The 18,580-nt window shown below is 68.3% G+C and carries 18 protein-coding genes; 11 read left to right on the forward strand and 7 right to left on the reverse strand.

The annotated features are described in order from the left end of the window. Positions 1 to 114: 114 nt before the first annotated feature. The 7 genes from secD to Q4F73_RS03660 all read left to right on the forward strand — a co-directional run bounded on the left by secD (position 115) and on the right by Q4F73_RS03660 (position 10,373). Positions 115 to 1,923, forward strand: coding sequence for a protein translocase subunit SecD (secD, locus tag Q4F73_RS03630; protein WP_303357989.1), 1,809 nt, complete (start codon positions 115 to 117; stop codon positions 1,921 to 1,923). After that, the gene (gene secF / locus Q4F73_RS03635) at positions 1,924 to 3,048 is read left to right on the forward strand and encodes a protein translocase subunit SecF (protein WP_303357990.1); all 1,125 of its coding nucleotides are present in this window, start codon (positions 1,924 to 1,926) and stop codon (positions 3,046 to 3,048) included. Positions 3,049 to 3,142: 94 nt separating this feature from the next. Continuing rightward, positions 3,143 to 4,795: an ABC transporter substrate-binding protein gene (locus tag Q4F73_RS03640; protein ID WP_303357991.1), complete on the forward strand. Its 1,653-nt coding sequence runs from the start codon at positions 3,143 to 3,145 to the stop codon at positions 4,793 to 4,795. After that, the gene (locus Q4F73_RS03645; protein ID WP_303357992.1) at positions 4,788 to 5,324 is read left to right on the forward strand and encodes an adenine phosphoribosyltransferase; all 537 of its coding nucleotides are present in this window, start codon (positions 4,788 to 4,790) and stop codon (positions 5,322 to 5,324) included. The genes Q4F73_RS03640 and Q4F73_RS03645 overlap by 8 nt, the downstream gene beginning before the upstream one ends. Further along, positions 5,321 to 7,606: a bifunctional (p)ppGpp synthetase/guanosine-3',5'-bis(diphosphate) 3'-pyrophosphohydrolase gene (locus Q4F73_RS03650; protein ID WP_303357993.1), complete on the forward strand. Its 2,286-nt coding sequence runs from the start codon at positions 5,321 to 5,323 to the stop codon at positions 7,604 to 7,606. Before Q4F73_RS03645 ends, Q4F73_RS03650 begins: the two co-directional genes overlap by 4 nt. A gap of 235 nt (positions 7,607 to 7,841) precedes the next feature. Next, complete coding sequence (locus Q4F73_RS03655) at positions 7,842 to 9,767, forward strand: bifunctional UDP-sugar hydrolase/5'-nucleotidase (RefSeq protein ID WP_303357994.1); 1,926 nt, start codon at positions 7,842 to 7,844, stop codon at positions 9,765 to 9,767. 72 nt (positions 9,768 to 9,839) lie between these two features. Continuing rightward, a complete protein-coding gene (locus Q4F73_RS03660) occupies positions 9,840 to 10,373 on the forward strand; it encodes a DUF421 domain-containing protein (RefSeq protein WP_303358008.1) in 534 nt (177 codons plus the stop codon). 77 nt (positions 10,374 to 10,450) lie between these two features. On the opposite strand, the gene Q4F73_RS03665 is transcribed toward Q4F73_RS03660, so the two are convergent. Then, the gene (locus tag Q4F73_RS03665; RefSeq protein ID WP_303357995.1) at positions 10,451 to 10,768 is read right to left on the reverse strand and encodes a hypothetical protein; all 318 of its coding nucleotides are present in this window, start codon (positions 10,766 to 10,768) and stop codon (positions 10,451 to 10,453) included. Between the two features lie 184 nt (positions 10,769 to 10,952). Then, a complete protein-coding gene (locus Q4F73_RS03670; RefSeq protein ID WP_303357996.1) occupies positions 10,953 to 11,801 on the reverse strand; it encodes a peptidylprolyl isomerase in 849 nt (282 codons plus the stop codon). A gap of 110 nt (positions 11,802 to 11,911) precedes the next feature. Here Q4F73_RS03670 and tpx point away from each other — a divergent pair, with 110 nt between their 5' ends. From tpx to hisS, 4 genes are all read left to right on the forward strand, one after another. Then, positions 11,912 to 12,409: a thiol peroxidase gene (gene tpx, locus Q4F73_RS03675; protein ID WP_303357997.1), complete on the forward strand. Its 498-nt coding sequence runs from the start codon at positions 11,912 to 11,914 to the stop codon at positions 12,407 to 12,409. A gap of 71 nt (positions 12,410 to 12,480) precedes the next feature. Further along, positions 12,481 to 13,065, forward strand: a complete 585-nt coding sequence (locus tag Q4F73_RS03680) for a hypothetical protein (RefSeq protein ID WP_303357998.1) — start codon at positions 12,481 to 12,483, stop codon at positions 13,063 to 13,065. A 10-nt stretch (positions 13,066 to 13,075) separates the two neighbouring features. Then, positions 13,076 to 13,714: an MBL fold metallo-hydrolase gene (locus tag Q4F73_RS03685; protein ID WP_303357999.1), complete on the forward strand. Its 639-nt coding sequence runs from the start codon at positions 13,076 to 13,078 to the stop codon at positions 13,712 to 13,714. Positions 13,715 to 13,729: 15 nt separating this feature from the next. Then, positions 13,730 to 15,010, forward strand: coding sequence for a histidine--tRNA ligase (hisS, locus tag Q4F73_RS03690; RefSeq protein ID WP_303358000.1), 1,281 nt, complete (start codon positions 13,730 to 13,732; stop codon positions 15,008 to 15,010). Here the strand turns inward: hisS and Q4F73_RS03695 are convergent. The 5 genes from Q4F73_RS03695 to Q4F73_RS03715 all read right to left on the reverse strand — a co-directional run. Beyond that, entirely contained in the window at positions 15,007 to 15,348 is a 342-nt protein-coding gene (locus Q4F73_RS03695; RefSeq protein ID WP_303358001.1) for a hypothetical protein, read from the reverse strand. The two genes, hisS and Q4F73_RS03695, sit on opposite strands and share 4 nt — an antisense overlap. After that, positions 15,345 to 15,875 carry a transglutaminase family protein gene (locus Q4F73_RS03700; RefSeq protein WP_303358002.1) on the reverse strand — a complete coding sequence of 177 codons (531 nt, stop codon included), beginning with the start codon at positions 15,873 to 15,875 and terminating at the stop codon, positions 15,345 to 15,347. The genes Q4F73_RS03695 and Q4F73_RS03700 overlap by 4 nt, the downstream gene beginning before the upstream one ends. A 16-nt stretch (positions 15,876 to 15,891) precedes the next feature. Next, entirely contained in the window at positions 15,892 to 17,181 is a 1,290-nt protein-coding gene (locus Q4F73_RS03705; protein ID WP_303358003.1) for an L-serine ammonia-lyase, read from the reverse strand. A gap of 20 nt (positions 17,182 to 17,201) precedes the next feature. Beyond that, entirely contained in the window at positions 17,202 to 17,864 is a 663-nt protein-coding gene (locus tag Q4F73_RS03710; RefSeq protein ID WP_303358004.1) for an FMN reductase, read from the reverse strand. Continuing rightward, positions 17,864 to 18,580: LLM class flavin-dependent oxidoreductase (locus tag Q4F73_RS03715; protein ID WP_303358005.1), on the reverse strand; the 717-nt coding region annotated here is incomplete at its 5' end. The genes Q4F73_RS03715 and Q4F73_RS03710, both read right to left, overlap by 1 nt.

Here is an 18,580-nt window from a genome sequence, read left to right on the forward strand (position 1 = left end):
GCGGGGTCACACTCGGACTCCCGGTGTCTGATGACGTAGCATGATCGGTTGTGCACCTGCCGCCTTAAGGGCCGGGCAGGTGGGAGATGTAGAGACAAAGATGGAGACCGTTCATTGTCCGTCACAACCCGACGCGAGAAGGCAGGGACCCAGAGGGCCTGGCCGAAGCGTGCCCTGGCGCTGTTTGCCCTGATCGTGGCCGTGGTGTGGGCGCTGGTGCTATTCACCGGTGACCGCCAGGCCAGCCCCCGACTGGGCATCGACCTGCAGGGTGGAACGCGCGTGACCCTGGTGCCGCAGGGTCAGGAACCGACGCAGGATCAGCTGTCCCAGGCTCGGACCATCCTGGAAAACCGTGTCAACGGCATGGGTGTCTCCGGTGCCAGTGTGGTCACGGACGGCAACACGCTCGTCATCACGGTGCCCGGCGAGGACACCTCGGAGGCCCGCGCCGTCGGCCAGACCTCCCAGCTGCTGTTCCGCCCGGTCGCCGTCCCGGCCAACCCGGACATGGGCTCGCTCGACGAGACGCTGGGGGATATGGCCAACCGCTGGGTGGAATTGGGCATCATCACCGCCGAGCAGGCCGAGTCGTCGATCACCACCGTCATCGACGCGGTGAACAATCAGCAGCCGGAGGGCACCGACCCGGTGGAGGCGCCGGAGGTTACGGCCACCCCGCTGCCGGAGCCGGCGAACTCCATCGAGTCCACGGAGCGCCGCCAGGAGATCACGGAGCAGCTGCGCACCGACCGTCAGTCGACTGACCCGACCGTGCAGGCCGCCGCCAGCACCCTGCTGCGCTGTGACGGCCCGACCGATCAGCTCGCCGGTTCCGATGAACCGCACCTGCCGCTGGTGACCTGTGAGCCGGGCACCGGCCAGGTGTACCTCCTCGATCCCGCGCCGCTGCTGTCCGGGGTCGCCGACGAGAACGGTGCCCGTCTGACGGGTAATGAGATCGACACCGATCGTCCCATCACCGGTGGTTTCAACCCGGATTCGGGCCAGATGGAGATCAGCTTCGCCTTCAAGACCGACGGCGCGAACTCCGGTTCCCAGACCTGGGCGGATCTCACCCGCGACTACCTGCAGCAGCAGGTGGCCATCACCCTGGACTCCCGGGTCATCTCCGCGCCGGTCATCCAGTCGGCCACCCCCTACGGTTCGGCGACCTCGATCACCGGTAACTTCACCCAGGAATCGGCCGCCGAGCTGGCCAACAACCTGCGCTACGGCGCGCTGCCGCTGTCGTTTGCCGGTGAGGACGGCGAGCCCGGTGGCACCGCCCAGTCGGTCCCGGCCTCCCTCGGTGCGGCCTCGCTGCAGGCGGGCCTCATCGCCGGTGTCGTGGGCATCATCCTCGTGGCCATCTTCGTGTTCGCCTACTACCGGCTCTTCGGCGTCATCTCCCTGATCACCCTGTTCACCGCGGGTGTCCTGGTCTACGGCTCGCTCATCCTGCTGGGCCGCTGGATCGGCTACTCGCTGGACCTGTCCGGCGTCGCCGGCCTCATCATCGGTATCGGCACCACCGCCGACTCCTTCGTCGTGTTCTACGAGCGCGTCAAGGACGAGGTCCGCGAGGGCCGCACCTTCCGTTCGGCCGCGCAGCACGGTTGGGAACGCGCCAAGCGCACCATCGTCACCGGCAACATGGTCACCCTCATCGGTGCCGTGGTGATCTACTTCCTCGCCGTCGGTGAGGTCAAGGGCTTCGCCTTCACCCTGGGCCTGACCACCGTCTTCGACCTGTTGGTCACCTTCCTGGTCACCGCACCGCTCATGCTGCTGGCGGCGCGCAAGCCGTTCTTCGCCAAGCCGGCCGTCAACGGCATGGGCCAGGTGTTCGCGCTGGCCGAGCGCAATCGTCGTCAAGCAGCCGAGACCCAGGCAGCCACCGTCACCCCGGAGGAGAAGTAGATGAGCACCAGCACTTTCAATCGTCTCTACACCGGTGAGGGCGGCGTCGACTTCATCGGGCGCTCGCGCCTGTGGTACTGGATCACCGCCGCCCTGCTGGTCATTTCCGTGGCGGCCATCGGCATCCGTGGTTTCGACCTGAGCATCGACTTCGAGGGCGGCACCAAGATGAACATGCCGGCCGGTGAGCTGGTGGTCGAGGAGGTCGAGGAGACCTTCATCGAGGCCACCGGGATCACCCCGGAGATCACCCAGATCGTCGGCGCCGGTGAATCCCGCACCCTGGAGATCAACTCCGAGCGACTGACCACCGAGCAGGTCGACAGCGCCCGCGCGGCCATCTACGAGGAGCACCAGCCCCTCGATGCGCAGGGCCAGCCCTCCCCGGACGCGATCGGTGACTCCACGGTCTCCGAGTCCTGGGGATCCACGATCACCCAGCGCATGCTCATCGCGATGGCCGTGTTCCTCGGCCTCGCCTTCCTCTACATCGCCTTCCGCCTGGAGAAGGAGATGGCGGCGGCGGCGATGATCGCCCTGCTCGTCGACGGCATCATCATCGCCGGCATCTACGCCCTCTTCGGCTTCGAGGTGTCCCCGGCGTCGGTCATCGGCCTGCTCACCGTGTTGTCGTTCTCCATCTACGACACCGTCATCGTCTTCGACAAGGTGCGGGAGAACACCGCCGGATACCTCAACTCCCGGCGCTCCACCTACGGGGAGGAGGCCAACCTGGCGGTCAACCAGACCGTCATGCGTTCGATCTCCACCTCGGTCATCTCGGCGCTGCCGATCATCGCCCTGATGATTGTCGCCGTGTGGCTCATGGGCGTCGGCACGCTCAAGGACCTGGCGCTCATCCAGCTCATCGGTGTCATCGAAGGCATCTTCTCCTCCATCTTCCTGGCCACCCCGATTCTCGTGGGCCTGATGAACCGCCGGAAGGACACCAAGGCGCACAACCAGGAGGTGGCGGACTACCGCGCGGGCAAGCTCAGCGGTGAGGACACCGACCGCCCGCTCGCCGACGCCGCCCCCAAGCGCCATGTCGCGGGACCGGAGACCCCCGGTGCCGGCCCGATGACCCCGGGCGTGGGCAGCACCTGGCGCCCGGATCGTCGATAAGAGTTCGTGGCCCGGCCAAGCGCCTATACTGGACCGATCAACATCCGGTGCTGCTGGCGTGGGCCGGGGGAGTAGGAAAGGCGGGGTCGTGTCGATGCACAAGAGACTCGGGGCCAGGGCGGTGGCCGCCGCGACGGCACTACTCCTGGGGGCCGGCCTGCTGACGGCGTGTTCCGACGGCGGCGGGGATTCTGCCGATCCGCCAGAGCCCGGGCAGGCCAGTACCGACCACTTCGGATACCTGCTCGACACCCCGCTCGTGACCTCCAATGCGGCCTCGCTCGTGGGCACCTCATCCAACACCGAGGCCCTGGCGGGGCGCCTGTACCCGGCCGTGTTCGTGCCCGGCCCCTCGGGGCAGATGATCCCCAACACCGACCTCGTGCAGACGCAGGTGCTTCCCGGGGCCAACCGGCAGGTGATCTACACCCTCGCCGAGGACGCCTCCTACTCCGATGGCACCCCGGTCACCTGCACCGACTTCCTCCTCCACCATAAGGCCGGCGTGCACGCCGGGCTTTTCGACTCCCACCTGCCGCAGACCGCGGAGGTGCTGCGCCTCGACTGCGAGCCGGGGCAGAAGCGCTTCACGGTGGTCTTCGACGAGGATTCGGGCGGTCGGTGGCGTCATCTCTTCGGCCCCGGTACGGTCCTGCCGGCGCACGCCGTTGCGGCCAAGGCCGGGGTGAGCATGGAGGAACTGCATACCGCCCTTGTTGCGGATGACGTGGTCACCCTCGCCGCCGTCGCCCCCGTGTGGCGCGACGGCTTCGATCTGGCCACCTTCGACCCTGAGCTCCAGGTCTCCTCCGGGCCCTTCGTCATCGACCGGGTGGGGGAGGACGGGGAGGTGGTCCTGGTCCCGAACGAGCACTACTACGGTGACCAGCCCAACCTGGACACCATCGTCGTGTGGCCGCGGGGCACGGATCCCCGACACCTGGTGGAGACCGGCGCGCTGCGGATCGCCGACGTGCGTGACGGCGAGGCGACGTGGGTGAACCGGGATGAGCCGACCAACACCCTGGATGTCTCCCCGGTGGTCGGAGATCTCACCGACACCCTCATGCTCGGCGATCAGGGCGTGTTCGCCAGTCCGTGGTCGCGCCAGGCTTTCGCCGCGTGTGTGGACCACCGGGCGGTCGCGGAGGCGTCGTCGCGCGTGGCCGGCGTGGAGGTCCCGCCGGTGGGCCTGCACACCCTGCCCCACCACGATCCGCTGGCCCTGCAGCTGGCGGAGATTGGGGAACGCCAGCTGGGGACCGACATCCCGCGCGCCCAGGGCATCGCAGGGTCGACCGTGCGCATCGGCTACGCCGGACCTGACGAGCGCAAGGCCGCCATGGTCGAGGCGATCCGGGTCTCCTGCGAGGAGGCCGGCATCACCGTCATCGATGCCTCGGAGGCCGGCGGGACCCTGGCTGATATCACCCGTCTGGGGACCGGCGAGTGGGGCGAGCAGGTCTATGTCGAGGGCGCACTCGACGCCGTGCTCATGGCGGTGGACCCGATGGCGGAGTTCGGCGCGGCCTCGGCACGGTCGAACTCCCTGCCCTTTCTGCGGGAGCGGGAGGAGGGCCTGTGGGAGACGGTTCCCAGCATCCCCCTGTCGGCTCAACCCCGCCGATTCGTGATCGACCGCACAGTGGGTAACGTAGTGGTGTACACAGGTCTGGCCGGTATCGGCTGGAACATGGACAGATGGCTGAGCGAGGACGACGGTGCTGGAGCGAACGCAGATGAATAAGTACGGCAGCGCCCGCGAGGCGCTCGCCGCCCGGATCCGCTACGTGCAGGACTGGCCGGAGGAGGGGATCCTCTTCGAGGATCTCACCCCGGTGCTCGCGGATGCGGATGCGTTCCAGATCGTCGTCGATGAGCTTGCCGACGCCTGCGTCGAACTCGGCGCCGACATGATCGGCGGCCTCGACGCCCGCGGCTTCCTCCTCGGCTCGGCCGTGGCCTACAAGCTGGGTCTGGGCATCCTGGCGATCCGCAAGAAGGGCAAGCTGCCGCCCCCGGTGGTCACCGAGTCCTACTCCCTCGAGTACGGCAACGCCGCCCTGGAGGTGCCCGAGGACGGCCATGAGCTCGAGGGTGTGAAGATCGTGCTCGTCGACGACGTTTTGGCCACCGGCGGCACCCTCGTCGCCGCCCGCAAACTCATCGAGCACTGCGGTGGCGAGGTCGTGGGCAATGTCGTCGTCCTGGAGGTGGCCGAGCTCGGTGGACGCCAGCGCCTGTCGGATCTGCCGCTGGTGGTGATCAACGAATGACCGAGCGTTCTCGCCCCCGTTCCAATGTCGGCGTGCGCGGCATGTCGGCGCGGCTGGCACGGTCGCTCACCGGCACCCGGGCGAAGACGAACCCGGTGCTCGACCCGATGCTGTCCATCCACCGGCAGTTCCATCCGCGGGCGGATGCCGAGCTGCTCTCCCGCGCCTACAATCTCGCAGAGACCCTCCACGAGGGGGTGTTCCGCAAGTCCGGGGACCCCTACATCACCCATCCGCTGGCGGTGGCCACCATCGCCGCGGAGATCGGCATGGACACCACCACGCTCGTCGCCGCGCTGCTGCACGACACGGTGGAGGACACCGACTACTCCCTGGACCAGCTCACCGATGATTTCGGTGCGGAGGTCGCGCGTCTGGTCGACGGGGTGACCAAACTGGACAAGGTGGCTCTCGGTGCGGCGGCGGAGGCCGAGACCATCCGCAAGATGATCGTCGCCATGGCCCAGGATCCGCGCGTGCTGGTGATCAAGGTGGCCGACCGCCTCCACAACATGCGCACGATGCGCTTTCTGCCCCCGGAGAAGCAGGCCAAAAAGGCCCGCCAGACCCTCGAGGTCATCGCCCCGCTGGCCCACCGTCTCGGCATGGCGAGTGTGAAATGGGAGCTGGAGGATCTCTCTTTCGCCATCCTCTACCCGAAGAAGTACGACGAGATCGTCCGACTCGTCGCCGACCGGGCACCCTCGCGTGACCGCGCGCTCAAGGAGATCGTCACCCAGGTGACCTCGGCGCTGCGGGAGAACAACATCGAGGCCGAGGTCATGGGTCGGCCGAAGCACTACTGGTCGATCTATCAGAAGATGATCGTCCGCGGCCGCGACTTCGACGAGATCTTCGACCTGGTGGGCATCCGCATCCTCGTCGACAACGTCAACAACTGCTACGCCGCGATCGGCGTGGTGCACTCCCTGTACTCGGCGCTGCCGGGTCGGTTCAAGGACTACATCTCCTCACCGCGTTTCGGCGTCTACCAGTCGCTGCACACCACGGTCATGGCCCTGCAGGGCCGCCCGCTGGAGGTGCAGGTGCGCACCCATGAGATGCACTACAACGCAGAGTTCGGCGTCGCCGCGCACTGGCGCTACAAGGAGACAAAGGGATCCCACAAGGGCGACCGCGACGAGGTCGACCAGATGGCGTGGATGCGTCAGCTCCTCGACTGGCAGAAGGAGGCCGCGGACCCCAACGAGTTCCTCGACTCCCTGCGCTACGACCTCACCGCCAAGCAGATCTTCGTGTTCACCCCCAAGGGGGACGTGGTCAACCTGCCGGCCGAGTCGACCCCGGTGGACTTCGCCTACGCCGTGCACACCGAGGTCGGCCACCGCTGCATCGGCGCCAAGGTCAACGGCAAGCTCGTGGCCCTGGAATCGGCGCTGAAATCCGGTGACCGCGTCGAGGTGTTCACCTCCAAGGACCAGAACGCCGGGCCCTCGCAGGACTGGCAGGCGTTCGTCGTCTCGCCGCGCGCGAAGGCGAAGATCCGGCAGTGGTTCGCCAAGGAACGTCGGGAAGAACATCTCGACGCCGGCCGCGACGCCCTGGCCGCCGAGGTCCAGCGTGGTGGCCTGCCGCTGCACCGTCTGTTCACCGCGCAGTCGATGAAGACGGTGGCCACGCAGCTGCACTACCCGGATGTCGATGCCCTCTACACCGCCATCGGTGCCGGCAGCGTCTCGGCCCAACACGTGGCGAACCAGCTCATGGCCGCCTTCGGCGATCAGGACGACGCCGTTGACGCCCTGGCCGCCCGCACCCCGATCTCCGAGATCATCTCCTCGCGCGCCCAGGCCAAGGATTCCGAGTCCGGCACCGGGGTGCTCGTCGAGGGCAGCCCGGATGTCATGGCGAAAATGGCCAAGTGCTGCCAGCCGGTTCCCGGTGATGAGATCTTCGGTTTCGTCACCCGCGGCGGGGGAGTGTCCGTCCACCGCGCCGACTGCACCAACACCGAGAAGCTGCGGGAGGAACCCGAGCGCCTCATCAACGTCTCCTGGGCCGCCGCCGGCGTGCCCGGCGGTGCTTTCGCCGCCACCCTGCAGGTGGAGGCCCTCGACCGCCAGGGGCTGCTCTTCGAGATCACCCGGGTGTTCAGCGAGCAGAAGCTGTCGGTGATGTCGATGAACTCGCACGCCTCGGATGACCACATCGCCACCGTGCGTCTGACCTTTTCCGTCTCGGACACGAAGCAGCTGGGTCAGCTGCTGACCACGCTGCGCAACACGGAGGGCGTGTTCGACGTCTACCGCGTCACGGCCTAAGAACCATCCGTCACACCACCCCCACGAGTGCTCACACTTGTGGGGGTGGCCTTTTCTTAAGCCACCGTGACGGTGGTGAATTGTCAGACCACGGCGGGTGACGGGGAGGTGAATTCTCGGCGGAGTAGGGATGAAGCCGCAGGGGGAGGGCGGGGGACGTCGAGAAGCTCGCCCCGGCAGGGGATAGAACTGGAGCTGTTGCCCATCCCTGACATCGCACTCCAGGAGCTGTTCCGTGTCTCTTCGTCGCATAGGCCGTGTCCTCGCCGCCACGACCACCACCGCCCTCGCCTTCACCCTCGCCCCGGCGGTTCACGCCCAGACCACCGTGGAGTTCTCCGTCTCCAACATCACCGACTTCCACGGCCGCCTGGAGCAGGACGAGTTCAACAAGGAGATGGGTGCGGCGCTGCTCGCCGGCCTGAACAACCACATCAACGGCCCGGAGAACGTTTTCACCACCTCCGGTGACAACGTCGGTGGCACCGCCTTCATCTCGGCGATCACCAACGACGAGTACACCATCGACTTCCTCAACGCCGCCGGTGTCGACGCCTCGGCTGTGGGCAACCACGAGTTCGACCAGGGCCAGGACGACCTGATGAACCGCATCGTCCCCAACTCCGCGTTCCCGATCCTCGGCGCCAACGTGTACAAGGCAGACGGCACCCACCTGCTTCCGCCGTCCGTCGTCCTCGAGCGTAACGGAGTGAAGATCGGCTTCGTGGGTACCGTGGCCACCTCGACCGTCCAGAAGGTCTCCCCGGCCGCCATCACCGGCCTCGACTTCCGTGATCCGGTCGCCGAGACCAACGCCGAGGCGCAACGTCTCAAGGATTCCGGCGAGGCTGACGTCGTCATCTCCCTCTTCCACGAGGACGCGGAGGTCTTCGCCCCGGGCTTCGACGCCGAGTACGTCGACTTCCTCTTCGGCGGTGACTCCCACCTGCAGTACGCCAACGACGCCGCACCGGTGCCTTACGCCCAGTCCCTGGAGTACGGCAAGATCCTCACCGACGTCGACTTCACCTTCAACACCGCCACCCGGGAAATCGAGTCCGTCCGCATCGAGCAGTACGACCTGGCTGCCGCCCAGGCCACCGGAGCCACCCCGGATGCTGCGGTCGCCGCCGTCGTCGCCGAGGCCAAGGCACAGTCCGATGTCATCGGGCAGCAGGTCATCGCGTCCCTGGACAACTCCTTCTACCGCGGTTCCAACCACGCCTCCGCCACCGGTTCCAACCGCGGTGTCGAGTCCACGCTCAACCACCTCATCGCCGAGGCCCAGCGCGCCTCCCTGGTCGCCGCCATCGACCAGGAGATTGAGATCGGCTTCATGAACGCCGGCGGTGTCCGCGCCGACCTCCCGGCCGGCGACGTCACCTACGCCGACGTGGTCACCATCCAGCCCTTCGGCAACGAGGTCTCCGTGGCCACCATGAACGGCCAGGCCATCATCTCCACCCTGGAGAACCAGTGGAAGACCACGGGCGATCGTCCACGCCTGGCACTCGGTGTGTCCGAGGGCCTGACCTACAGCTACGATCCCGCCGCCCCGCAGGGTGAGCGCATCATCGACGCCCGCCTCCACGGCGAGCCGATCGACCCGGCCCGTGACTACCGCGTCGCCGCCTCCACCTTCCTCTTCGAGGGCGGCGACAGCCTCATCAACCCCGCCGATGTCCGCGACCTCCTGCTCGTCGGCTACATGGACGTCCAGGCACTCATCGATTACCTCAAGGCCAACGAGTCGATCACCCCACGCACCGCACAGTCCGATGTGGCCGTGACCGTCACCGACGGCGAGCTGAAGCCCGGCCAGACCGTCACCCTCGACCTGGCGTCCCTGAGCTACTCCTCGGAGGGCGAGACCCAGGCCACCACCGTGACCGTCACCGCCGGTGGGGAGAGCGTCACCGCCGACGTGAACAACGACTTCTCCGGCATCGCCACCGGCCTGGGCGAGCACGGCACCGCCACCGTCACGATCGCCCTGCCGGCTGACGCGACCGAGCTGGTCCTCACCACTGACGCCGGCACCGAGGTCGTCATCGCGCTGACCGGGGCCACCACCCCGCAGCAGCCCTCCGGCTCCGGTGTCTCCTCCGCGTCCTCCCTGTCCTCTGCTTCCTCCCTCTCCTCCTTCGGCAGCTCCCGCTAAGCTCCCGAAAAACTCCTCCGGCCGGGCACCGCTTCACCGCGGTGCCCGGCCGTGGCACGTTCCGGGACTACGGTGGACAGCGTGGACCGTTACCTTGACGAACTGCTCATCGAACCCTGGCGCATCCCCGTCATCATCCTCACCGCCACGGGCATCTACCTGGGTTTCATGCTCCTGGCGAAACTCTTCGGATCCCGGGTGCTGCTGGCGATGACCGCTTCCGACGCCGTCATCGTCATCATGTTCGGCGCCGTCGCCGGCCGCGTCATCCTCGGTCATCCGCCGACCCTGGTCGCCGGACTCCTCGGCCTGACCACCCTCATGTGCCTGGAGGCGGCCTTCGGCACGCTCCGCCGCTTCACGGGGTGGGGCAAGGCGCTGAGTCGCCGACCCGTCCTCGTCGTCCACGAGGGTCAGATGCTTGTCGACGCCATGCGCCACGCCCACCTCAGCCGCACCGACGTCCTCACCGCCGTGCGCCGCGCCGGTCTCGGGTCCATCACCCAGGTCCAGGCGATGGTGCTGGAACCGGTGGGCACCATGTCGGTCATCCGCACGGGCCAACCCTTCGACCCGGAGGTGCTGCGCGGGGTCGCCGGGCGCTGATCCCCCGACAACGACGCAGGCCGCCCACCCCGTGACGGGGTGGGCGGCCTGCGGAATGTCAGCGCGAAGCGCCGATACTAGTTGCCGAGACGCTGCACGAAGACGAAGGCAGCGGAGAGAGCACCGATGACGGCGGTGAAGACACCGACCCACTCACGGATCTCCTTGGCCTCCATGTCCTCGGAGGAACCGGCGAAGCTGGAGCCCTCCTCGGCCGGAGCCTCCGGGGTCTCGGTGTCGCCCTCGCCCTCGCCGGGTTCATCCTGAGCCAGCACGATGACATTGTTATCCGGGGTGGAGGACACCTGAGCGAAAGCCGGGGCGGACAGGCCTGCGGTGGTCAGGGCGACGGTGGTGGCAACGGCGGCGATGGCCTTGCGGGAGAGAAGCTTCATGGGATACCCGTTCCTTGGAGGTGTGGAAGAACGTATGAACAGTCCACACTCTATATGTCGTTCAGCCGGGGTGCAACAGTTTGGTCACGAATAGTCACGATTGCTCACGGGGTGAGAAAAGGGCCCGCCCACGCACCTGTGGAGGGGTGCGCGGGCGGGGTGGAGGGGGACGTCGATAAGCGAATTACTCCACGTCAGCGGTCTCGATGCGGACCTCCTCGGCGGGGGCGCCATCGGCGGCACCGCCTTCGGCACCGGCCGCGGCGATGGCGTCGAGGGTCTCCAGGCCCTCGGCGGAGATCTGACCGAAGTAGGTGTAGTCGGGAGCCAGCGGGGAGTCGTCGTAGTTGAGGAAGAACTGCGAACCGTTGGTGTCCGGGCCCGCGTTGGCCATGGCGATGGAACCGCGCGGGTAGATCACCGGGGAGGACGCCGGGCCGTCGAGCTCATCGGTGGGGTACTCGTTGGCGAACTGGAAGCCCGGGCCGCCGGCACCGGAGCCGGAGGGATCGCCGCACTGCAGCACGTGGATGCCGGAGGTGGTCAGGCGGTGGCAGACGGTGTCGTCGTAGTAGCCCTCGGAGGCGAGGTGCTCGATGACGTTGACGGTGCAGGGGGCCACGGAGCGGTCGAGCTCCATGCCGATCGGGCCCTGGTTGGTGGTGAGGGTGACGGTGGCGGTGCCCTCGGTGGAGATGTCGTCCGTGGCGGGGGTGGAGACCTCGCGGGAGGCGTCGCCGCCCTCCGGGTACTCACAGGTCACGGTGGCGGGCAGGGCCTCGGCGCGGGCCATGGTCAGCGGCTCCATCTCGGGAGCCTCCGTCGTGGTGGCGGTGGACTCGTCCTCGGCGGTGATCTCCCCCTCGGTGTCGCGGGTGGCGAGGAACCAGATGCCGGCGACAATCGCCAGGATCACCACGGCCGCGGCGGCGCCGATCTTCAGCGGACGGGACTTCTCCGCACGGTCGCGGGACTTCAGCTCGCGGTCGAGCTGGGCGAGGGCATCCTCGCCGCGTTTCCTGTTGTCGGTCACCGGGGACTTCTCCTGACATCGTCGGACATGTACGGTCAGTCAGTCTAACCGGCGGGCTCAAGCGGTGGTGCACCGTGGCAGGGTGTGGTGGAGATCTCTATTGTGGGGGCATGGCAAACGTCACCTTCAAAAACGAGTCCACCTCCACCTCCGGCGAGCTGCCGGCCGTCGGCGATCAGCTCCCCGACTTCACCCTCGTCGGCAGCGACCTGTCGGAGATCACCCCGGCCGATGTCGCCGGCAAGCGCGTCGTGCTCAACATCTTCCCCTCGCTGGACACCGGCGTGTGCGCGGCTTCCGTCCGCGAGTTCAACGAGCGCGCCACCTCCCTCGACAACACCGTCGTCCTCGGCGTGTCCCAGGACCTGCCCTTCGCGCACGCCCGCTTCTGCTCCGCCGAGGGGATCGACAACGTCACCACCGGTTCCGCCTTCCGCTCCTCCTTCGGCGAGGATTACGGCCTCACCCTGCAGGGTTCCCCGCTGCAGGGCCTGCTGGCCCGCGCCGTGATCGTCGCGGACGAAGGCGGCAAGGTCGTCTACACCCAGCTGGTCGACGAGATCACCGACGAGCCGGATTACGACGCCGCCGTCAACGCCCTGTCCTAGACTTTTCCCCTCAAGCCCCGGCCACCAGCACGGTTGGTCGGGGCTTTGCCATCTCTGTCATGATGACAGGCATGACCCGTTCGGAGCGCAGAAACCTGGTGGCCATTCTCACCGCCATCGTCCTCATCATCGCCGGCATCATCGCGGCCGTCTTCCTGGGAGTCAAGGGCCCGGAGGCGGCCGACGCGGCGGCGGATGCGGACACTGCCGTCACCGAGACGACCGAAGCGCCGACACCCGTCGATCCGCTCGCCGGGGCGAAGCTCAACCAGGTCGCCTCGGGGAAGGCTCCGGCGGTGGCGGACGGCTTCGGCTCCGGCGATGAGACCTTCGAGCATATGCGGAGCTGGGAGGGGGAGATCGAGGTGTGGCGCGGCTACCTCCCGCAGATCATCCTCGGCCCCGGAGAGACCTGGTTCCCGGCCGGCCAACCCGGCTGCGGGGAGGGACGCTACATCGTCGAGTTCCAGGGCTCGACCACGGTGGAGGCCTCGCTGCGCGACGAGGTGGGGGAGACCGCCGACGACAAGCAGCTCCGCCACGGGTGGATGCTCATCGACGACTGCCACCTGCCCTTCATCGCCCTGCCCACCGGAGCCGACAGCCCCTCGGACACCGTGAGCTTCCACGTCCACGAGTTCCAGCCCGCGGGCTAGACTCTCCGGTATGCAGCTTCACGGATTCGCCGCCGGCCCCTATCAGACCAACACCTTCGTCATCATCAACGAGGGGAAGGCCGGTGTCGTCGATCCCGGCATGCACGCCTCAAAGCAGGTCATCGCCCTGCTCGAGGATACCGGCGCGGAACTCAGCGAGATCGTGTGCACCCACGGGCATATCGACCACACCCGGGAGGCCGGTGATCTGGCGAAGCGATTCGATGTTCCCGTTCACCTCCACCCGGCCGATGAGTTCATGCTCCAGCCGGAGGGGATCATGCCGCAGTCGCGCGTGCTCTTCGACGTGGAGAACTTGGTGCCCATCGCCGACCTGCGCCCGCTCGCCGATGCCGGCACCGTGTCCCTGGCCGGTGTCGAATTCCGCACCGTCCACGCCCCGGGTCACTCACCCGGATCAGTGCTGCTCGTCCACGACGAGATCTGCTTTACCGGTGACGTGCTGTTCAAGGGTGCCATCGGACGCACCGATTTCCCGACCTCCTCGCCGGAGGACATGGACGCCTCCCTGCGCGGGCCGGTGTGGGAGCTGGCGGACACCCTGCAGTTGTTCCCCGGCCACGGCCCCGCCACCACCATGCGTGCCGAGCGCCAGACGAACCCGTTCCTGCTCCAGCTGGGCCGGTAGGTAAGGTATTTTCCCGTGACCGAGAAGAAGAAGTTTGCCGCCCTGTCCGCGCCCAAGGGCGTGCCGGACTACATCCCGCCGGCCTCCCCGGTGTTCCTGAAGGTCCGCGACACCTTCATCCACCAGGCCCACCTCGCGGGCTTCCAGCACATCGAGCTGCCGGTCTTCGAGGACACCGCCCTGTTCGCCCGCGGCGTCGGCGAGTCCACCGACGTGGTGAGCAAGGAGATGTACACCTTCGCCGACCGCGGTGACCGCTCCGTCACCCTGCGCCCCGAGGGCACCGCCGGTGTCATGCGCGCGGTCATCGAGCACAACCTCGACCGCGGCCAGCTGCCCGTCAAGCTCAACTACGCCGGCCCCTTCTTCCGTTATGAGCGCCCCCAGGCCGGCCGCTACCGCCAGCTCCAGCAGGTGGGCGTCGAGGCCATCGGCGTCGATGACCCGGCCCTCGACGCCGAGGTCGTCGCCCTCGCCGACCGCTGCTACCGCTCCCTGGGGCTCACAGACTTCCGCCTCGAGCTCACCTCCCTGGGCGATGACACCTGCCGGCCGGCCTACCGCGCCAAGCTGCAGGAGTTCCTCTTCGCCCTGCCGCTGGACGAGGAGACCCGCCAGCGCGCCGAGCTCAACCCCCTGCGCGTGCTCGACGACAAGCGCCCCGAAGTCCGCGAGATGACCGCCGACGCCCCACTCATGCTCGACCACCTCTCGGCGGAGGCCCGCGAGCACTTCGAGACCGTCACCGGGCTTCTCGACGACATGGCCGTCCCCTATGTCATCAACCCCCGCATGGTCCGCGGCCTCGACTACTACACCAAGACCTGCTTCGAGTTCGTCCACGACGGCCTGGGCGCCCAGTCCGGCATCGGCGGCGGCGGGCGTTACGACGGCCTCATGGCCCAGCTCGGCGGCCAGGACCTCTCCGGCATCGGCTACGGCCTCGGCGTCGACCGCACCGTCCTGGCCCTGGAGGCCGAGGGCGTGGTCCTCGACGGCGTCGAGCGTCGCGTCGACGTCTACGGCGTGGCCCTGGGTGCCGAGGCCAAGAAGGTCATGGCGCTGCTCATCAACGAGCTGCGCGGCGCCGGCATCTCCGCCGACATGGCCTACGGCGACCGCGGCCTCAAGGGTGCGATGAAGGGTGCCGACCGCGCCGGCGCCCGCTTTGCCCTGGTCCTCGGCGAGAACGAGCTGGCCAACGGCACCGTGGCACTCAAAGACCTGGGCGAGCACACCCAGTCGGATGTGGCCCTCGACGCCGTCGTCGCCGACCTCGGGCGCCGCCTGAACTAAGACCGGCGCAGCATGCTCCACGCCGCCCACGCGACGGCGGCACAGACCGGGGACCAGAGCTTTTCCGCCCGCGAGGGGGAGAGGGCGTTGGGGACTGTCGCCACTGCCATCACCAGCGCCACCGGCCCCAATCCGGTGCGCACGCCCGCCCCGACTGAGGTGGCTGCCACCAGGTACACGGGGGCGGCGACGGCGCTGGTGATCCTCAGATTCCGGGGCAGAACACCGGGGTGAGCCCCGCCGTAGGAGGCCGCACCCCAGGGGCGGCCGGCGGCCAGGCCCGCCTGGAAGATGCCCAGGGTGGCCAGGCCAGCGGTGGCGACGGTGCGGGCGATCATCTCGGCTCCGGTTCGACGCCGGCGATCTCCGTCGGTACGTCGGCGTGCCGCTCCGGCAGGTTGCGCTCGAAAGGCGGCTGCAGGGCGCGGGTCTGCCACTCGTGGCCGGAATGCCGGGGATCGCCTTCCGGGTAGCGGGGGTCGACGAGAATGTACCCGCCGGTCTCCGAGAGATACGGCGCCCACACGGTGGCGATCCCGTGGAGGACCGTCTGGCCGGTGTCGTCGAGAACCTCCTGGTAGCGCAGTGCGGCGGGGATCCCGGCCGCGCGGTAGAGGGCGACGAGCAGGGCGGCCTGGTGGTGGCAGTCGCCCTCGCCGGCCCGCAGGGTCTCGGAGGCTGTCGCCGTCACGGAGGTGCTGCCGGTATCAGCCGGGTGGGTGATGCGGTCGCGGACGAAGGCGAAGATCGCCCGCACGGTCTTTGTTGGGGTGGGACCGGTCAGGGACGTGGCGAGGGCGGTGATGTCGGGGTGGGTGGCGTCGATAAGCGGGGTGGGGGCGAGGAACGCGGCGTCGACATGCATGGAGCCATGGTAGGCCTCAGCATTCCGTGAGTGCCACGGGCAGGCCGAGGTTGACGGCCAGCCCGCCGGTGGAGGTCTCCTTGTATTTGCTCATCATGTCCCGGCCGGTATCGGCCATGGTGGCGATGACCTCGTCGAGGCTCACCCGGTTGGTGCCGGAGCCGCGCCAGGCGAGGCGGGCGGCGTTGATGGCCTTGACCGCGCCGATGGCGTTGCGCTCGATGCACGGGATCTGCACCAGCCCGCCGACGGGGTCGCAGGTCAGGCCCAGGTTGTGCTCGAGGGCGATCTCGGCGGCGTTCTCCACCTGGGCCGGGGTGCCGCCGAGGAACTCGCACAGCCCGGCGGCGGCCATGGCGGCGGCCGATCCGACCTCGCCCTGGCAGCCGACCTCGGCCCCGGAGATCGACGCGTTGTGCTTGATGATCATCCCCACGGCCCCGGCAGTGTGCAGGAAACGGCGGGCGGCGGCGTCGTCAAAACCTGTGAGGAACTCCCGGGCGTAGTGCATGGTGGCGGGGATGATGCCGGCCGCGCCATTGGTGGGGGCGGTGACCACGCGGCCGCCGGCGGCGTTCTCCTCGTTGACGGCCAGGGCCCACAGGTTGACCCACTCCATGGCTTCCAGCCCGGCGCCGGAGCCGCCGGCGGCGAGTTGCTCCTGCAGGCCCGGCGCGCGGCGGACGACACCGAGGGATCCGGGCAGCAGGCCGGTGGTGGTCAGGCCCCGTTGCACGCAGTCCTGCATGACCTGCCAGACCTCGTCGAGATGCTTATCGACGTCCCCTTCATTGGCGGCCATGACCTGGGAGAAGTTCAGCTCCTCGCGGGCACAGTGGGCGAGGAGCTTAGCGCCGGAGTCAAAGGGGTAGGGGACCAGCTGCTCCTCGGGTTCAGCGTCGAGGTCCTCGCGGGTGGCGATGAATCCGCCGCCCACCGAGAAGTAGGACTCCTTCGCACCGTCGGCGGAGAACTCCACGCAGTTGGGGTGTTCGGGCGCGGGCTCGGGGTCGAAGGTGAAGGCGTAGCTCAGCCCGTCGAATGTGCCGGTGGGGTCGATGAGCGAGCCCAGCGGCGGGTCCTCCGGGGCGTTGTCGGGGGTGTGGCCGAGCAGCCCGAGGAGGATGGCGCGGTCGGTGCCGTGGCCGATGCCGGTGGCGGCCAGCGAGCCGCGGAGGGTGATGTCGATGTGCTCGGGGCGCCCGTGCTTGTCGACGAACGCGGCAGCGGCCCGCATCGGCCCCACAGTGTGGGACGATGACGGGCCGATGCCGATGCTGAAGAGGTCGCGCACGCTGGGAGACATGCGTCCCAGTGTAACTGGGGTCACATGCCGTCGTGGCCGCGCAGCAGCTGGGAGAAGGGCACGAGGTTCTCCTCCGGGTCCACGCCGGTGCGGCGGTGGGCGGCCTGGCCGGTGGCGGTGACCCCTCCGAGGCCGCCGACGCTGGCGGAGGCGACCATCTGGTCGGCGAGTTCGGCGGCGGCGCGGTTGACGCGGGCGTCGAGAAGCATGCCCTCCTCGGAACCGAAGTCGTCGGTGGCGGCGAACACGCCGGTGGGCACGACGAAGGCGCGCATGTACGTCAGCAGGGGGCGGAGGGCGAAGTCGAGCACCAGGGAGTGGCGCGCGGTGCCGGCGGTGGCGGCGATGATGACGGGCATGCCGTTGAGGGCGTCGGCGTCGAGGACGTCGAAGAACGTCTTGAACAGGCCCGAGTAGCTGGCCTTGAACACCGGGGTGGCCACGATGAGGCCGTCGGAGGCTGAGACGCGCTCCTTGGCCTCATCGAGGGCGGTCGAGGACATGCCGGTGGTCAGTGCGCGGCCGAGGTCATTGACCAGTTCACGCAGTTCGATGACGGTGACCTGGACCTCTTCGCCGCGGGCGGAAACGGCTGCCGTGGTGGCCGCGGCGATCTGCTCGGCCACCTGGCGGGTGGTAGAGGGTGTGGACAGCCCGGCGGAGATGACGGTGAGGGTGCGCATTACTTGGCCTCCTCGCCCGGGTTGACCAGGAAGTGGGGGGAGGTGCGGTTCTCGGCCAGGGTGGCGTGCGTCGGCGGATCCGAGGGCACGTGATCCGGGCGGCGGACCTCCATGCGGCGGCGCAGCTCGGGGACGACCTGGGTGCCCAGGATCTCGATCTGGTCGAGGACCACCTCCAGCGGCAGGCCGGCGTGGTCGATGAGGAAGAGCTGGCGCTGGTAGTCGCCGACCCAGTCCGCGAACTCCATGGTGCGGTCGATGACCTGCTCGACGGTGCCGACGGTCAGCGGGGTCATGTCGGTGAACTCCTCCATGGAGGGGCCGTGACCGTAGACCGGGGCGTTGTCGAAGTAGGGGCGGAAGAAGTCCTTGGCCTGCTGCTCGGTCTCACCGATGAACACCTGGCCGCCGAGGCCGACGATGGCCTGATCCGCCTGGCCGTGGCCGTAGGCGGCGAAGCGACGGCGGTAGATGTCCACCATCTTCGCGGTGTGCTCCTTGTTCCAGAAGATGTTGTTGTGGAAGAAGCCGTCGCCGTAGAAGGCGGCCTGCTCGGCGATCTGCACGGAGCGGATGGAGCCGTGCCACACGAACGGCGGGACGCCGTCGAGCGGGGCCGGGGTGGAGGTGTAGCCCTGGAGCGGGGTGCGGTGCTCGCCCTGCCAGTTGACCACGGGCTCGCGCCACAGGCGGCGCAGGAGGTGGTAGTTCTCGAT

Origin of the sequence: Corynebacterium sp., assembly GCF_030535495.1 — a bacterium.
In the GTDB taxonomy this organism is placed as follows: Bacteria; Actinomycetota; Actinomycetes; order Mycobacteriales; family Mycobacteriaceae; genus Corynebacterium.

What these genes read in the sequence shown, in the direction of transcription:
- Q4F73_RS03650 (WP_303357993.1), top strand. Translation starts at nt 5,321, where the DNA reads ATGACCGAGCGTTCTCGCCCCCGTTCCAATGTCGGCGTGCGCGGCATG.
- Q4F73_RS03640 (WP_303357991.1), top strand. Translation starts at nt 3,143, where the DNA reads ATGCACAAGAGACTCGGGGCCAGGGCGGTGGCCGCCGCGACGGCACTA.
- Q4F73_RS03710 (WP_303358004.1), bottom strand. Translation starts at nt 17,864, where the DNA reads ATGCGCACCCTCACCGTCATCTCCGCCGGGCTGTCCACACCCTCTACC.
- Q4F73_RS03680 (WP_303357998.1), top strand. Translation starts at nt 12,481, where the DNA reads ATGACCCGTTCGGAGCGCAGAAACCTGGTGGCCATTCTCACCGCCATC.
- tpx (WP_303357997.1), top strand. Translation starts at nt 11,912, where the DNA reads ATGGCAAACGTCACCTTCAAAAACGAGTCCACCTCCACCTCCGGCGAG.
- Q4F73_RS03695 (WP_303358001.1), bottom strand. Translation starts at nt 15,348, where the DNA reads ATGATCGCCCGCACCGTCGCCACCGCTGGCCTGGCCACCCTGGGCATC.
- Q4F73_RS03685 (WP_303357999.1), top strand. Translation starts at nt 13,076, where the DNA reads ATGCAGCTTCACGGATTCGCCGCCGGCCCCTATCAGACCAACACCTTC.
- Q4F73_RS03665 (WP_303357995.1), bottom strand. Translation starts at nt 10,768, where the DNA reads ATGAAGCTTCTCTCCCGCAAGGCCATCGCCGCCGTTGCCACCACCGTC.
- secF (WP_303357990.1), top strand. Translation starts at nt 1,924, where the DNA reads ATGAGCACCAGCACTTTCAATCGTCTCTACACCGGTGAGGGCGGCGTC.
- Q4F73_RS03645 (WP_303357992.1), top strand. Translation starts at nt 4,788, where the DNA reads ATGAATAAGTACGGCAGCGCCCGCGAGGCGCTCGCCGCCCGGATCCGC.
- Q4F73_RS03705 (WP_303358003.1), bottom strand. Translation starts at nt 17,181, where the DNA reads ATGTCTCCCAGCGTGCGCGACCTCTTCAGCATCGGCATCGGCCCGTCA.
- Q4F73_RS03700 (WP_303358002.1), bottom strand. Translation starts at nt 15,875, where the DNA reads ATGCATGTCGACGCCGCGTTCCTCGCCCCCACCCCGCTTATCGACGCC.